Below are 14,991 nucleotides of genomic sequence, written 5' to 3' on the forward strand. Positions count from 1 at the left end.
TTAAGATATAGCAGTTTGACGCAGTGGTTGATTGGAGGTCCTTATCCCTTGCTAGGCAAGTGAATAGCGGCCATTCCTAATCAACTGTGCGGAGGTGGGACGACAAAATCGAAATCGTAATGTCATTACGATTTACCGATTTTTGTCCCACTCTCTTGATCTCTGAGATTTTGTAAAATACTCTGCGCTGTTTCCAAATTCAGATGTTTAGCTTTAAGAAGCTGAGAAACAAGAGTTGGAACTTCCTTTTCTTTAGCTCCGGCAAGCAAGGCTAAAGATTTGGCCTGTAATTTCATGTGTCCTGCCTGAATACCGGTACTGGTAAGGGCCTTAAGTGCTGCAAAATTTTGTGCCAGACCCACTGAAGCAATGACAGCTGCCAGCTCACGGGCGTTTGGATTGCCCAACAAGTCATGAGCTGTCCGGACACTGGGATTGAGGCCGATAGATCCGCCCTTGGTTGCAACAGGCATAGGCAGAGTCAGGGAGCCTTTGAGGATTTGTTGTTTTTGATCAAAAGCCCAAGCAGACAAGCCTCGGTACTGGCCGTCTTTAGCTGCATAGGCATGACCACCTGCTTCTATAGCCCGCCAATCATTGCCAGTTGCCATCACAACAGCATCAATGCCATTGAAAATTCCTTTATTATGAGTGCTGGCACGATAGCTATCTGTTTTCGCCAGCTTGCTTGCCAGCTCTATCTTATGGGCGAATGTTTGTGCCTTTGCCTTATCACGGCTGAGAAATCTAAGATCAACCTGACAGCTTGCTGTGACTAGGGATTCTGTTGCGTAATTTGACAGAATTGCCATTAGCTGCTGGCCGCCGGATAATTCTTCCAGCAGCGGCATCAAGGCTTCCATCATGGTATTAACCATATTGGCTCCCATGGCTTCTTGTGTGTCAACTGTCAGGTAAACAATAAGAAAGTCTTCTTTAATCTCTGCTGTCAAATCGCGTGCGCCGCCTCCTCGTTTAACGATAGACGGGTAGGCCTTATCAGCTAGCATCAATAATTGAGCCTTTTGGGTCATAATATCTTTTTGGGATTTCTTGAGATTGGGAACCTGATAAAGTACGGCCTGACCAATCATCAGCCGGTCATGAATGACCGTTGTAAAGCCGCCCGAACGCTTGATAATTTTGGCAGCAAAACTAGCAGCAGCAACAACAGAAGGTTCTTCAGTTACAAAGGGAACCTGATAGTCTTTGCCATCAATAAGAAAATCTGGCGCCAAGGCAAAAGGCAGAGAATGTGTTCCTACAACATTTTCGGCCATCTGATTGGCTGTTTCCAGCGGCAGCTGACGATTATGTTTCAGATTGTCTACATTTTCAGAGCTGAGCAGCTGTTTTTCAGCCAGCAAATTGATTCGCTCCTGCAGGGACTTCTTAGAAAAGCCTGTCCAGTTCATTACCTTCTTAGTCATTGGCTTCACCATAAATTCGCTGATGTTCTGTGATTTTTTTAAGGGCAAAAGGTCCCGTTTTGTAGTGGTCAAAAGAGGCACTGCCACTTTCATCTAAAGCGGCCTCTTCAAAGAACATTTTTTCATATTCTGCCACCGATAAGGGACTGCGCTGCGCGAGGCTTTCTAGACGATTGCTTAATAACTGTTCTTTAAAACCTTCAGCCAAGGTTCCTGTGAAGATTTCTGCTACAGCACCGCTGCCGTAGCTAAAAAGAGCAATGTTATCGCCAGCTGATAAATGTCTGCTGTTTTCAAGCAGTGAAAGCAGGCCTAAAAAAAGCGAGCCTGTATAGATATTTCCAATCTGCTGGCTGTACAGGATAGAAGCTTCAAAATTTGCGCGCAGTTTTTCCTGCACAGGGCTTGACAGCGTTTTGTCCATGATTTTATTGAAACCTTTGAGAGCCAGCTTTGGAAAGGGCAGGTGGAAACAAAAGGCTGCAAAATCAGCCAAAGAGGTTTCAAAGCGTTTCTGGTACTCTGTCCAAGTTGTTTTCAGCAGATCCAGATACTGTTTGGTGGAATAGATGCCGTTAACATAAGGTGTAGTCGAATAATTAGGGCGCCAGAAATCCATGATATCACGTGTCTGCGCCAGTGTTTCATCATGAAGAATCAAAATATTGGGATCTTTTTTAATGAGCATGGCCACGCTGCCTGCACCTTGAGTTGACTCACCGGGAGTATTAATACCATATTTAGCAATGTCACTTGCCAGTACAAGCACTCGTGACTGAGGGTGTTTTTCGACATGCAGTTTAGCATAATTAAGAGCTGCAGTAGCACTGTAGCAGGCCTCTTTCATTTCGATGCTGCGGGCAAAAGGCTGAATGCCCAGCAGCTGGTGAATATAGACAGCAGCTGCCTTGCTTTGATCGACGCTTGACTCTGTTGCGACAATAACCATATCAATTAGCTCTTTGTCCTCATCTGTTAAAATTTCCTCAGCAGCAGAAGCGGCTAGAGTGATGATGTCATCTGTAATAGGAGCAATACTGAGTGCGTCAAGCATGAGCCCCTTGCTGAATTTCTCGGGATCTTCTCCGCGAGCTGCGGCTAAGTCTTTCATCTTCAAGACATATTGGCTGGTTGCAAAACCAATTTTATCAATTCCAATTGTCATAGGTATTCCTTCTTTTCTTTTTATGATGTTTTTTGTAAAATGTCATAGTTATTTTATCACAATTTAAAATAAAATTAACGAATAAACTTTTTAGAATCAAATTAAAAAACGTCTCGTGTTTAATAGCCCACGGAAAGACTATTTTTTGCTATAATATTTCATAAAAGAAATTCAACATGAATTTTTGTATAGAGAGGAAAACTATGACCAAGGCAGATCTTATTTTTAAGGAAAATATTCATAAAATTTTAGAAACAGGTGCTTGGAGCGAGCAGGCGCGCCCTAAGTATAAGAATGGCAAGACAGCCAATTCTAAATACATCACGGGCTCCTTTGCGGAGTATGATTTGGCAGAGGGTGAGTTTCCCATTACTACTTTGCGTCCGATTGCTATTAAGTCAGCCATCAAAGAAGTCTTTTGGATCTATCAGGATCAAAGCAATGATTTGTCTGTTTTAAATGATAAATATGGTGTCAAATATTGGAATGACTGGGAAGTCGGACAGACAGGAACCATTGGCGAGCGTTACGGTGCTATTGTCAAAAAGCACGATATCATAACTAAAATTCTCCAGCAGCTCGAAGAAAACCCGTGGAATCGCCGCAATGTCATCAGTCTCTGGGATTATGAAGCTTTTGAAAAGACAGCTGGACTTCTTCCTTGTGCCTTTCAGACCATGTTTGATGTTCGCCGTGTGGGTGAGGATATTTATCTGGATGCAACCTTAACTCAGCGCTCTAATGATATGCTGGTTGCTCACCACATCAACGCTATGCAATATGTTGCGCTTCAAATGATGATTGCCAAACACTTTGGCTGGAAAGTTGGTAAATTTTTCTATTTTGTCAACAATCTTCATATCTATGATAATCAGTTTGAACAGGCTAAAGAGCTTTTGAATCGCCAACCATCAGCCTGCCAGCCTCGTCTAGTGCTGAACGTTCCCGATAAAACCAATTTCTTTGACATCAAACCCGAGGATTTTGAATTGATTGATTACAATCCGGTCAAACCGCAGCTGAAATTTGATTTAGCTATTTAAATAGTTAGTAAAAGACGTTGAGTTAAACTTTTTTGATATTCGGACATGTGTCTTGACATATGAACAGGCAGCTGTATAATAAATACCAACTAATTGATTTTAAAGAAGATGGAAAAATGACAAAAGCAATTAAAGTTTGGGATAATATTAAATGGCTGTTTAAAGAGGGGAAAAAGCTGGGATTTAAAAAGCTGTTAAAGCTGCTGTGGGAAGATTTATTTAGCCATAGAACGCTGACGCAGTGGCTTTATCTTTTGGGGCTCAGCCTGCCGACTCTCTTATTGGAATTTATCGGCGGTACACGGCATATTGCCGGTTTTGCAGCAGCGCTTACAGGAATTTTATGTGTTATTTTTGTTGCAGAAGGCCGTATCAGCAATTATTTCATAGGTTTTGTTCATGAGATGCTCTATCTTTATCTGAGTTTTGAGAACATGTATTACGGTGAAGTTTTAACGACCTTATTTTTTACTATCATGCAATTTGTCGGTGCTTATTATTGGTTGGTGGGTCACCGTAATGGGCAGGAAAAGAAAGCTGAAGTCAGGGATGTTAAATCACGAAAATTAACACCGCTCGGCTGGCTGAAATCATTGGGAATTGCTCTTGCTGTTTGGCTGGTTTTTGGTTTTATTTATCAATCAATTGGTTCTCGCCGTCCCTTTTGGGACAGCTCAACAGACGGTACTAATTGGAGCGGTCAGTTTTTGCAGACGGGAATGTACAGTGAGCAGTGGCTTTTTTGGATAGCGACCAATATCCTCAGCATATTTCTCTGGTGGGGAGCAGAGCCGCATGTTATGCTCATGTATATCATTTATATGATTAATAGTATTGTCGGCTGGGTAAAATGGGAACGTGACATTAAAACAACTGCAAAAAGTGTTTGAAAAATTCTAAAATGATTGCCATAAAAACTGCATTTGATTTTTTTCAATGCATTTTTTATCTAATTTTGTTAAAATGAAAGAAATGAGAATAAAAGGTAATCTGTAAAAGTGACAAAAAAAATAATTGCCATTTGGGCAGAAGATGAAAATGGCTTGATTGGTGCGGATGGCAGGCTCCCCTGGCATCTTCCCAAGGAGCTGAAGCATTTTAAAGAAACAACAACAGGGCATGCACTTTTAATGGGGCGTGTCACTTTTGATGGGATGAAGCGCCGCGTTCTTCCTAACCGTGAAACCATAATTCTGACAAGGGATCAGGGTTTTCAGGCAGAAGGCGTTAAGGCTCTCAACAGTCCGGAAGAGGTGCTGGCTTGGTTTAACAGTCAGGACAAGAATCTTTATGTTGTCGGCGGTGCCAGCATTTATAAAGTTTTCGAAAATTATTACGATGAACTTATCAGAACCAAGGTTCACGGAAGGTTTTTAGGAGACACTTATTTCCCAGATTTTAATTGGTCTGGGTTTAAACAGACGGCAAGCACAGATTTTGACAGTGATGATAAAAATGCTTATCCTTTTACGATTACTGTCTGGCAAAAAAAGTAGCAAGGAGATTTGCCTGAGATTATGCAAAGAAGTATTTTTGGGGTGTTTACTGCCTTTTTGTTTGTGATTTGTATCTTATGCGCAATTCCTGCGTTTAGGAAAAATCGCTACGGTTTAGGGATATTTTTCTTACTGAATGCTTTTACAAATATTGTGAATACCATTCATGCTTTTTATGGAACCCTGTTTTAAAAAAGATTAGAAATTAGAGGAAGAAATGGCTGGAAATAGAACGAATGATGTCACAGTTCACTGTTCATTCTGTGGCAAAAATCAAGATGAAGTTAAAAAAATCATTGCAGGCAACGGTGTGTTCATCTGCAATGAATGTGTTGAATTATCTCAGGAAATCATCCGCGAAGAGTTAGCAGAAGAAGTTTTGTCTGATCTCACTGAAGTACCAAAACCTAAGGAACTCTTGGAAATTTTGGACAGCTATGTAATCGGGCAGGATCGTGCTAAACGTGCCTTGGCTGTTGCAGTTTATAACCATTATAAACGCATCAGTTTCACAGAAAGTCAGGAAGATCAGGATGTTGACTTACAAAAGTCTAACATTCTCATGATTGGCCCGACAGGTTCCGGAAAAACTTTTTTGGCTCAGACCTTGGCTAAAAGTCTCAATGTTCCCTTTGCTATTGCAGATGCCACTGCCCTAACTGAAGCTGGTTATGTGGGAGAAGATGTTGAAAATATTCTGCTGAAGCTAATTCAGGCCGCTGATTATAATGTGGAGCGCGCGGAGCGCGGCATTATCTATGTCGATGAAATTGACAAGATCGCTAAAAAAGGTGAAAATGTTTCAATTACCCGTGATGTTTCCGGTGAGGGTGTTCAGCAGGCCCTGCTTAAAATTATTGAAGGAACAGTAGCCAGTGTACCGCCGCAAGGTGGCCGCAAGCATCCGCAGCAGGAAATGATTCAGATCAATACCAAGAATATTCTTTTTATCGTTGGCGGTGCTTTTGACGGAATCGAAGATATTGTTAAGCAGCGCTTGGGAGAAAAGATTATCGGTTTCGGACAAAATAATAAAAAGGTTGATGACAAGTCATCCTACATGCAAGAGATTATTTCTGAGGATATTCAAAAATTCGGTCTGATTCCCGAGTTTATCGGTCGCCTGCCGGTCTTGGCAGCCCTTGAACAGCTGACAGTTGACGATTTGGTTAAGATTCTGACAGAGCCTAAGAATGCCTTGGTTAAGCAGTATAAGACTCTTCTGTCTTATGACGGTGTTGAGCTCGAATTTGATCAAGATGCTCTGGAAGCTATTGCTCAAAAGGCGATTGAGCGGAAAACAGGTGCACGGGGACTTCGGTCTATTATTGAAGAAACCATGCTGGACTTGATGTTTGAAATTCCAAGCCAGGAAGATGTGACCTGTGTTCGCATTACCAAAGAAGCTGTTGAAGGAACAGATAAACCGATTCTTGAAACGGCCTGAGGAGAACTGATGAGTGAAATTTTAAATACCCACAATGCCTCTCTTCTTTTAAGTGCAGCCAATAAGTCGCATTATCCACAGGATGATTTGCCGGAAGTGGCCCTGGCCGGGCGTTCAAACGTCGGCAAATCAAGTTTTATCAATACACTTTTGGGACGGAAAAATCTTGCCAGAACTTCTGGCAAGCCCGGTAAGACCCAGCTGCTGAATTTTTATAATATTGATGACAAGCTGCGTTTTGTAGATGTTCCCGGTTATGGTTATGCTAAGGTCTCCAAGGCTGATCGTGCCAAATGGGGAAAAATGATCGAAGAGTATTTGACCAGCCGTGATAATTTACGGGCGGTAGTCAGCTTGGTTGATTTTCGTCATGATCCCAGTGCGGACGATGTCCAAATGTACGATTTTCTCAAATACTATGACATTCCGGTCATTTTGGTTGCTACAAAAGCCGATAAAGTTCCCCGCGGCAAATGGAACAAGCATGAAGCGGCCGTAAAAAAGAAACTAAACTTTGATAAGCTTGATCAGTTCATTATTTTTTCATCCGTTGATCGCACCGGTTTGGATGCATCCTGGGATGCTATTTTAGAATGTTTGTAAAATGAGATATAGAAATAAGGATAGGAAAGACAGTTTTCTGCTTAGGATTCGTCTTTGGCCTGTCTTTTTTTATTGGCTGTCCGCACAATGAATCGATTTTTTAATAGGCAATTTTAGCCATTTCGTTCATTAAGTATTAAGATAATAAGAAGGTCTGTGGAAGACTGAGTATTGGTCAAACTGTTTTTTGGTTATAGTTTCTAGCTAATAGCTTGATAGAAAATAGCTATTATCTAAGATAACTTAATTGTGTTATGATAAAACTATTAAAGTTTAGGAGAAGTCATGGAAAATCATAATTTTGAAAATGAAGGCCAATTCAAGCGAAAAATGACCAGCCGTCACCTTTTTATGCTGTCTTTGGGCGGTGTTATCGGAACAGGGCTTTTTTTGAGCTCTGGCTATACGATTGCACAGGCTGGTCCTCTGGGAGCTGTCATTTCCTATTTAATCGGTGCAGTAGTCGTTTATCTGGTGATGCTGTCATTGGGAGAGCTGGCGGTTGCTATGCCGATAACCGGTTCTTTTCATAGCTATGCGACCAAGTTTATCAGTCCGGGAACTGGCTTTACCGTTGCCTGGCTGTACTGGATTTGCTGGACTGTTGCTCTTGGAACAGAATTCCTGGGAGCAGGCATGCTTATGGGACGATGGTTTCCTCAGGTTCCAACTTGGGTGTTTGCGACGCTTTTTGCTCTGATTATTTTTGGGATTAATGCTCTCAGCGTCCGCTCTTTTGCTGAGGCAGAGTCTTTCTTTTCGAGCATTAAGGTCATTGCAATTCTCGTTTTTATTGTTTTGGGAATGGGAGCCATGATTGGACTAGTTTCCTTTGATGGCAAGCATGAGCCCATCCTTTTTAGACATCTGCTGGCTCACGGGGCTATTCCGAAGGGGATTTCGGCTCTTATCTCTGTTATGCTAGCCGTTAACTATGCTTTCAGCGGAACAGAGCTGATTGGTATTGCTGCAGGTGAGACGGATAAGCCTAAAGAAGCTGTGCCTAAAGCTATTAAAACAACCATTGGACGTCTGGTCATCTTTTTTGTGTTAACCATTGTTGTTCTGGCTTCGCTTTTGCCAATGAAAGAAGCAGGTGTATCCAGTGCGCCTTTTGTTGATGTTTTTGACAAAATGGGGGTTCCTTTTGCTGCTGACATCATGAATTTTGTTATTTTAACGGCTATTTTATCAGCAGGAAATTCCGGGCTCTATGCCTCTAGCCGCATGCTTTGGTCTCTGGCCAATGAAGGTATGATTAGTCAGAAAGTTGTCAAAATCAATGAACATGGAGTTCCTATGCGTGCTTTGCTTTTATCTATGGCGGGTGCTGTTTTGGCTCTTTTTTCAAGTATTTATGCTGCAGATACTGTTTATTTGGCTTTGGTATCTGTTGCAGGTTTTGCAGTAGTGGTAGTATGGCTGTCTATTCCCATGGCGCAGATTAATTTTCGCAAAGAATGGCTGAAAAAACATACCGAAGAGGAGCTAGCTTACAAAACTCCTTTGACACCGGTTTTGCCCTATATTACGATTATGCTTTTGTTGATTTCGGTTATTGGTATTGCTTGGGATGCTTCACAAAGAGCAGGACTTTACTTCGGACTGCCGTTTATAGCCTTATGCTATCTTTATTATTACTGGCGTTATCGGAAATTTTAAGGAGGTTTTATGGGACATTTTAAAACATTGCTAGAGCAGGAAGAGTATTTAATTTTACACGGTGCCTTGGGAACAGAGCTGGAATTTTTGGGCCATGATGTTTCAGGGAAATTATGGTCAGCCAAATACCTTTTAGAGGATCCTGATTTGATTCAGTCTATTCATGAGACTTACTTGCGTTCAGGCTCTGATATCGTGACAACTTCCAGCTACCAGGCTAGTCTCCAAGGGCTGTGTGACTACGGTCTCAGTCAGGAAGAGGCTGAAAAGACCATAGCTTTGACTGTTGATTTAGCAAAAAAAGCCAGAGAAAAAGTCTGGCAGGGATTAAGCGAAAAAGAAAAACACGGACGCCCCTACCCTTTGATTAGCGGCGATGTCGGACCTTATGCTGCCTACTTGGCTGATGGCTCAGAATATACCGGCGATTACGGCTCAATAGATAAAGAAGGGCTTAAAGATTTTCACAGACCGCGTATTGCTGTTTTGTTGGAAAAGGGCAGTGATTTGCTGGCTTTGGAAACAATTCCCAGTTTTTTGGAAGCCAAAGCTCTAACAGAACTGCTGCAGGAAGAGTTCCCTGCTGCCGAAGCTTATATGAGTTTTACAGCTCAAAACAGCAGCAGTATTTCTGACGGTACAGCAATAGAAGAAGTAGCAGCTTTACTGGATGCGGCACCGCAGATTCTGGCCTTGGGTATCAATTGCAGCTCTCCTTTAGTTTATACTGATCTTTTAAAGAAAATGAGCACAGTTACTGATAAACCCTTGGTGACTTATCCCAATTCAGGTGAGGTTTATGATGGTCAGCACCAGACATGGACTCAGACAGCGGATAGGTCACATACGCTTTTAGAAAATACCGTTTCTTGGCAGAACCTAGGAGCTAAAATTGTAGGAGGCTGCTGCCGGACGAGGCCCAGTGACATTGAGAGCTTGAGCCAAGGATTAAAAAAGCGCCGTTAAACTGTCAGTTGCTGCCCACTAGTTAAAAAACAGAATGAGAATTTTATTTTTCTGAAAGATACCCTGAACAGGTGTTGAAATCAATAGCTGCTGCCCGAAACAAGGGGACTGAGCAAAAGCTTTCAGTCCCTTTATTTTTGGTTGTTTTTAGAGATTTAAAAAAGTTAGCACATCTTGCCAATTGCTGTCTTTTTTAAGCTGAATAAATTGGTAAGGGCAGTCCGTGATATAATTTTTTTCCAAGAAATCAGGTTCATTTAGCCTATGTTTTAAAAGTGATAGTTTTGTTTTAGGAGGGAGCTGAAGAATCAGGGAATCATGAAAAAGGTGATGGGGCAGCTTAAGAAACGCTGCCGGAATTTCTTGCTTTAGCTCAGCTCGCTCCTGATTGCGAATCTGTCTGAGGTGTTTTTTGTTTTTGGCAAACATGCCATTATCAATATAAAGCGACAGTGCCTTTTGCATGATAAGGTTTGTATCGTAGTCAATCAAACTTTTGTAGGCCAAAAAGCTTTTCCGCAGTTTTTTAGGCAGGATCAGGCTTCCCAAACGCAGAGCCGGAAAGAGAGTTGTTGAAAAAGATTTAAGATAAATAATCCTATCGTTTGTATCTAAGTAATGCAGGGAAAGGTTGGATGGTTTGTCAAAATCTGCCATGTAGTCGTCTTCCACAATATAGACATCATACTTTTGCGCCAGCTCTACCAAGAGCTGTTTTTCTTTGAGGCTGTATGAGAGGCCCAGGGGATTGGAGAGACGCGGAATGGTATAGAAAAATTTAATATCTTCTTGGCGGAAAAGATCTTCTAAGAGGTTGAAATCAAGTCCCTCAAAACTGCGGTTGATAGTTAAAAAGGGAAGATTTTGGGATTTGACCAAGGCATTCATCCGGTGATAGGTAGGCTGCTCCAAAAGAATGGTCTTTTTTTGATTGGGAAAGTTCATTTGGGATAAGATGTAGAGGGCTTGCTGGGTTCCGGATGTCACCGCAATATTTTCCTTTTTGCTGTAAATAGCCTGGTCTAAAAACAGGGTCTGCAAAGACTGTGTCAGCTCTTCCAGACCTTCCTGCTGGTGATAGTAATTGAAGAGGTAATTTTCCCGGCCAACTAGGGTCTCGTTCATACAGGTTCTGAAATCTTCATAAGCCATATTATTGTAATCACTGGAAGAAACCTTGGGCAGCTGCTCTTCTGCATGATTATCTTCAAAAACATAGTATCCGCTTTTAGGAACAGGATAGATATATTTTTGGTATTTTAATTCTGAAAAAGCTTTTTGAACAGTGTCCTTGCTGCAGTTAAATTCAGAACTCAGCTGGCGGATAGAAGGCAGTTTATCTCCTCGTGTCAGCCTGCCGGTTTCGATTTGCTGAACAATTGTTGCTAAAATTTCTTGATATTTACTAGCCATTTTGTCCCCATACAGTTTGATTTTATCCCTATTGTACCGCATTCTAAAATTTCTTACAATAATTTTAAGTTTTAAAAAATGGGAGGTTTTTATGATACCGCGTTTGCTGGTGGCTAATGATTTGCCTGGATTGGGCAAGGTTGCTCTGGCCGAAAGTCTGCCAATTATGGCGGCTTGTCAGATAGAAACTGTTATTTTACCGACTGTTCTGCTGTCTTCACATACAGGCGGCTTTAAAAATATTCACATAGATGACTATACAGCTGGTATGGCTGGTTTTCTGTCGCAGTGGCAGGAATTAGATCTTGTTTTTGATGGCTTGGTGACAGGGTATTTAAAAAATAAGGAGCAAATTACCTTGCTGATTGATTTTGCAGAAAAAAAGGAGCTCTCACTTTTTGTAGACCCCATTATGGGGGATTATGGGCATTTTTATCAGGGATTTGATCAAACTTATGCGCAAAATATCCTCCGCCTATGCCAAAAAGCAGATGTTATTACTCCTAATCTGACAGAGGCTGCTTTTTTGACAGACACAGCCTATATTGGGGATTGTTATGATCCTCTCCAAATCGAAAATCTTTTGCGGCGCTTAGCTGATTTAGGGCCGAAAATTGTTGTTTTAACAGGAGTCTCTTTTGAAAAAGATAAGATTGGCTTAGCCCTTTATCAAAAACAAAAGGATGAAATCATTTATGTGATGGCTAAGCGCTATCCTCAGCTGTTTTACGGAACAGGGGATATTATCACAGCTATCTTGGCCAGCAGCTATTTCCATGGAATCGCATTGGAAAAGTCGGCCCGTCTGGCTTTAAAATTTTTGGATGAGACTATTCAAACTACTTTGGCTTTAAACCGTGATTTAAAATATGGTCTCTGTTATGAGCCGCACCTGCTTGAACTCATCAAGCAGCATCAATCGTTACTGGAGGAAATAAGATGAAAAGAGAAGAACTACGCCGTTTGATAGAAGTGAGTTTATTTGCAGCCTTGATTTTAGTCAGTGTCCAATTTCTGCGTATTCAGGTGGGGCCTCAGTTTATTCATTTGGGAAATGCTCTGGTTGTGGTGGCTGTTCTTATATTTGGATCGGGCTTCGGCGCCTTGGCGGCTACACTTGGTTTGGGGCTTTTTGATATTTTCAATGGTTATGCAGCAGAAGTTTGGATTACTATTTTAGAATCTCTGATTGTTTGCTATGTTCTGCATTTGGTTTATGAAAAAGCAATGAAATCTAATGATAAGTCCAGTTATATTTTTGCTGTCGGACTGATTGCTGCGGTAACAAAGATTATTCTTAATCTTTTCAAGTATACCTTGATTAACAGTTTAGTTGGCGGGCTGACTTTATTTCCGGCAATAGCAGGGGCTTTGACCAAAATTGCAGGGACTTTTGGGACTTCAGTTGTTACAGTCATAGCTGTTCCTATACTCTATCCTATTTTCAAACGAATTGTCCAAGGCAAGCAATAGTTAAAAAAACAAAAAAGAGGTTAGAACCATAGTCTAACCTCTCAAATTTTATCCGATTAAGCTTCTTCAATGATCAATTGGCCATCCTGCATATCTGCCTTTAGATGTTTAACATCTGTATGATCAAGGTAGAAGTCAGTTACTTTGTCGCGGATTTCTTGTTCGATAACTCGACGGAGCGGACGGACACCCATCGCTTCATCGTAACCTTCTTCAATCAGATGTGCTTTAGCACTGTCACTAACGGTAAGATCAATGCCTTTTTTAGCAAGAGTGATGTTCACTTCAGAAAGCATAAGTTCAACGATTTCATCCAAATCTTCTTTAGTCAGATGAGAGAATTCAATAACGGCATTGAAACGGTTGAGGAACTCAGGGCGGAAGTAAGGTGCAATACGATCCATGATTTTCATGTCTTTATCTTCTTTACCAGTCAGAGCTTCATTGCCGAAACCAGCATTTGATGTTGCAATAATCACAGTGTTTTTAAAGTTAATCGTATTGCCTTGTCCGTCTGTCAAGCGACCGTCATCCAATACTTGAAGAAGAAGAGTAATAACTTGAGAATCTGCTTTTTCGATTTCATCAAGTAAGACGATAGAATAAGGATTGCGGCGAACACGTTCAGTCAAGGTATTGCTATTATCATCATAACCAACATAGCCAGCAGTAGTACCAATTAATTTGGAAACAGCGGTACGATCGCTGTATTCTGACATGTCAAGACGAATGATAGAATCTTTAGAACCAAACATATCCAAGGCTAATTGTTTAGCCAATTCCGTTTTACCAACACCGGTAGGTCCGACAAAAAGGAAACTGCCGATTGGACGGTTGCCCTCGTCAAAACCAGCGCGGTTACGGCGGATAGCACGTGAAACAGCTTCAACCGCTTCATCTTGACCGATAACTTTGCCTTTAAGACGAGAATTCATTTCTTTCAAGCGTTCAATATCACTAGTTCCCATTTGTGAAACAGGTATGCCTGTCAAGCGTTCAACCGCTTCAGCAACATCATTGATAGTAGCAGTAACCTTTTGCCCTTCGGTGTGGTTGTCAATTTGTGCTTGCAGCTTGTCAATCTTGGTTTTTGATTTCAAAGCTTCTTCATAATCTTCTTTTTCGGCAGCAGCCTGCTGTTTATCTTTTTCAGCTTGAATTTCTTTTTCAAGTGTTTTTACATCGGTTGCTGGATGTTGAGCAGCCAAGTGAGCAGCTGTCATATCAACAAGGTCAATGGCCTTATCAGGAAGACTGCGTTGCGGAATGTATTGTACAGATAAGTCAACGGCAGCTTTTAGAACTTCCTTAGGCAAGATAACATTGTGATGTTGTTCATAGAGAGCTGAAATACCCTGCAAAATTTCATAGGTATCTTCAGCAGAAGGAGCGTTCACTTTGACTTCGTTGAAACGGCGTGCCAGCGCAGCATTTTTCATAATGGTATTGCGGTATTCATCTTGCGTTGTAGCGCCGATAACAGTCAATTCACCGCGGGATAAGGCAGGTTTGATAATGTCTGCCAAACCTTTGGAGCCAGAGTCGCCGCCGGTTGAACCAGCTCCCAAAATTTGATGGATTTCATCAAAGAAGAGAATAATATTGCCAGCTTCCTTAACTTCTTTAACCAAGTTTTGAATATTTTCTTCGAAAGCACCGCGGTATTGCGTACCAGCTTCCAAACCTGAAATATCGATGGAAATGATTTCCTTGTTTTTGATACTTGCAGGAACATCGCCATTGACAATCGCCTGTGCTAAACCTTCAACAACTGCCGTTTTACCAACACCGGCATCACCAACTAAAACAGGATTGTTTTTGGTACGGCGGGCCAGAATTTCAGCGGTCTCTTGAATTTCCTTATTGCGTCCGATGACAGGGTCAAGATGACCTTGTCTAGCTTCTTCGGTTAAATTAGTACCAAGTTTAGCCAAAAGACCATCTTCTTTTGGAGCAAGGCCAGCAGCTTGGTTTTGCCGCACTTCTGGATTTCCAGGAAGTTTACCGGTTTGTCTGTATTGTGCAAATTCTTCTGGAGTTACCTCACGACCGTTAATCAAATAACGGCGGTTTTCAGAGTTGTAACCTCCCATATTACCCATTAATTGATTAAAAATATCGTCCATATTTCCAAAAGGATCGCGTCCGTAAAAATCATTTGCCATAATCATTACCTCTTTTTGCTTTTTATTAATCTAATAGCCGATACAATTATACTATAACAGTATTAAGGTGGTTTTTGCTAGAAAACCTTACTGTTACAGCCTTTATCAACTATTTGTATATATTATAA

13 protein-coding genes are annotated in these 14,991 nt (G+C 41.4%); 9 read left to right on the forward strand and 4 right to left on the reverse strand.

The window, feature by feature from the left end:
* Nucleotides 1–125: 125 nt before the first annotated feature.
* Together SRA_RS04485 and SRA_RS04490 are read right to left on the reverse strand one after the other, a co-directional pair.
* Complete coding sequence (locus tag SRA_RS04485) at nucleotides 126–1,430, reverse strand: hydroxymethylglutaryl-CoA reductase, degradative (protein ID WP_003088125.1); 1,305 nt, start codon at nucleotides 1,428–1,430, stop codon at nucleotides 126–128.
* Nucleotides 1,423–2,595 (reverse strand): hydroxymethylglutaryl-CoA synthase, encoded by a 1,173-nt coding sequence (locus SRA_RS04490; protein ID WP_003088127.1) that lies wholly within the window; start codon nucleotides 2,593–2,595, stop codon nucleotides 1,423–1,425. The genes SRA_RS04485 and SRA_RS04490 overlap by 8 nt, the downstream gene beginning before the upstream one ends.
* A gap of 203 nt (nucleotides 2,596–2,798) precedes the next feature.
* Between SRA_RS04490 and SRA_RS04495 the strand changes: the two genes are divergently transcribed.
* The 7 genes from SRA_RS04495 to mmuM all read left to right on the forward strand — a co-directional run bounded on the left by SRA_RS04495 (nucleotide 2,799) and on the right by mmuM (nucleotide 9,812).
* Nucleotides 2,799–3,638, forward strand: a complete 840-nt coding sequence (locus tag SRA_RS04495; protein ID WP_003088129.1) for a thymidylate synthase — start codon at nucleotides 2,799–2,801, stop codon at nucleotides 3,636–3,638.
* A gap of 116 nt (nucleotides 3,639–3,754) precedes the next feature.
* On the forward strand, nucleotides 3,755–4,528 hold the full coding sequence (pnuC, locus tag SRA_RS04500) for a nicotinamide riboside transporter PnuC (RefSeq protein WP_050990613.1): 774 nt from the start codon (nucleotides 3,755–3,757) through the stop codon (nucleotides 4,526–4,528).
* A gap of 108 nt (nucleotides 4,529–4,636) precedes the next feature.
* Nucleotides 4,637–5,134, forward strand: coding sequence for a dihydrofolate reductase (locus tag SRA_RS04505; protein ID WP_003088134.1), 498 nt, complete (start codon nucleotides 4,637–4,639; stop codon nucleotides 5,132–5,134).
* Between the two features lie 217 nt (nucleotides 5,135–5,351).
* On the forward strand, nucleotides 5,352–6,581 hold the full coding sequence (clpX, locus tag SRA_RS04515) for an ATP-dependent Clp protease ATP-binding subunit ClpX (protein ID WP_003088137.1): 1,230 nt from the start codon (nucleotides 5,352–5,354) through the stop codon (nucleotides 6,579–6,581).
* A gap of 6 nt (nucleotides 6,582–6,587) precedes the next feature.
* Complete coding sequence (gene yihA, locus SRA_RS04520; protein WP_281347398.1) at nucleotides 6,588–7,184, forward strand: ribosome biogenesis GTP-binding protein YihA/YsxC; 597 nt, start codon at nucleotides 6,588–6,590, stop codon at nucleotides 7,182–7,184.
* Nucleotides 7,185–7,469: 285 nt separating this feature from the next.
* The gene (locus SRA_RS04525; RefSeq protein ID WP_003088141.1) at nucleotides 7,470–8,846 is read left to right on the forward strand and encodes an amino acid permease; all 1,377 of its coding nucleotides are present in this window, start codon (nucleotides 7,470–7,472) and stop codon (nucleotides 8,844–8,846) included.
* Nucleotides 8,847–8,855: 9 nt separating this feature from the next.
* Nucleotides 8,856–9,812, forward strand: a complete 957-nt coding sequence (mmuM, locus tag SRA_RS04530) for a homocysteine S-methyltransferase (protein WP_003088142.1) — start codon at nucleotides 8,856–8,858, stop codon at nucleotides 9,810–9,812.
* A gap of 147 nt (nucleotides 9,813–9,959) precedes the next feature.
* Here mmuM and SRA_RS04535 read toward each other — a convergent pair whose 3' ends face one another.
* Nucleotides 9,960–11,225 (reverse strand): aminotransferase-like domain-containing protein, encoded by a 1,266-nt coding sequence (locus SRA_RS04535; RefSeq protein ID WP_003088143.1) that lies wholly within the window; start codon nucleotides 11,223–11,225, stop codon nucleotides 9,960–9,962.
* Between the two features lie 91 nt (nucleotides 11,226–11,316).
* Between SRA_RS04535 and SRA_RS04540 the strand changes: the two genes are divergently transcribed.
* Together SRA_RS04540 and SRA_RS04545 are read left to right on the forward strand one after the other, a co-directional pair.
* On the forward strand, nucleotides 11,317–12,168 hold the full coding sequence (locus SRA_RS04540) for a pyridoxamine kinase (RefSeq protein ID WP_003088149.1): 852 nt from the start codon (nucleotides 11,317–11,319) through the stop codon (nucleotides 12,166–12,168).
* The gene (locus tag SRA_RS04545; protein WP_003088151.1) at nucleotides 12,165–12,698 is read left to right on the forward strand and encodes an ECF transporter S component; all 534 of its coding nucleotides are present in this window, start codon (nucleotides 12,165–12,167) and stop codon (nucleotides 12,696–12,698) included. Before SRA_RS04540 ends, SRA_RS04545 begins: the two co-directional genes overlap by 4 nt.
* A 56-nt stretch (nucleotides 12,699–12,754) precedes the next feature.
* Here SRA_RS04545 and SRA_RS04550 read toward each other — a convergent pair whose 3' ends face one another.
* On the reverse strand, nucleotides 12,755–14,863 hold the full coding sequence (locus SRA_RS04550) for an AAA family ATPase (protein ID WP_003088154.1): 2,109 nt from the start codon (nucleotides 14,861–14,863) through the stop codon (nucleotides 12,755–12,757).
* Between the last annotated feature and the right edge of the window lie 128 nt (nucleotides 14,864–14,991).

This window comes from Streptococcus ratti FA-1 = DSM 20564, assembly GCF_000286075.1.
Lineage (GTDB): Bacteria > Bacillota > Bacilli > Lactobacillales > Streptococcaceae > Streptococcus > Streptococcus ratti.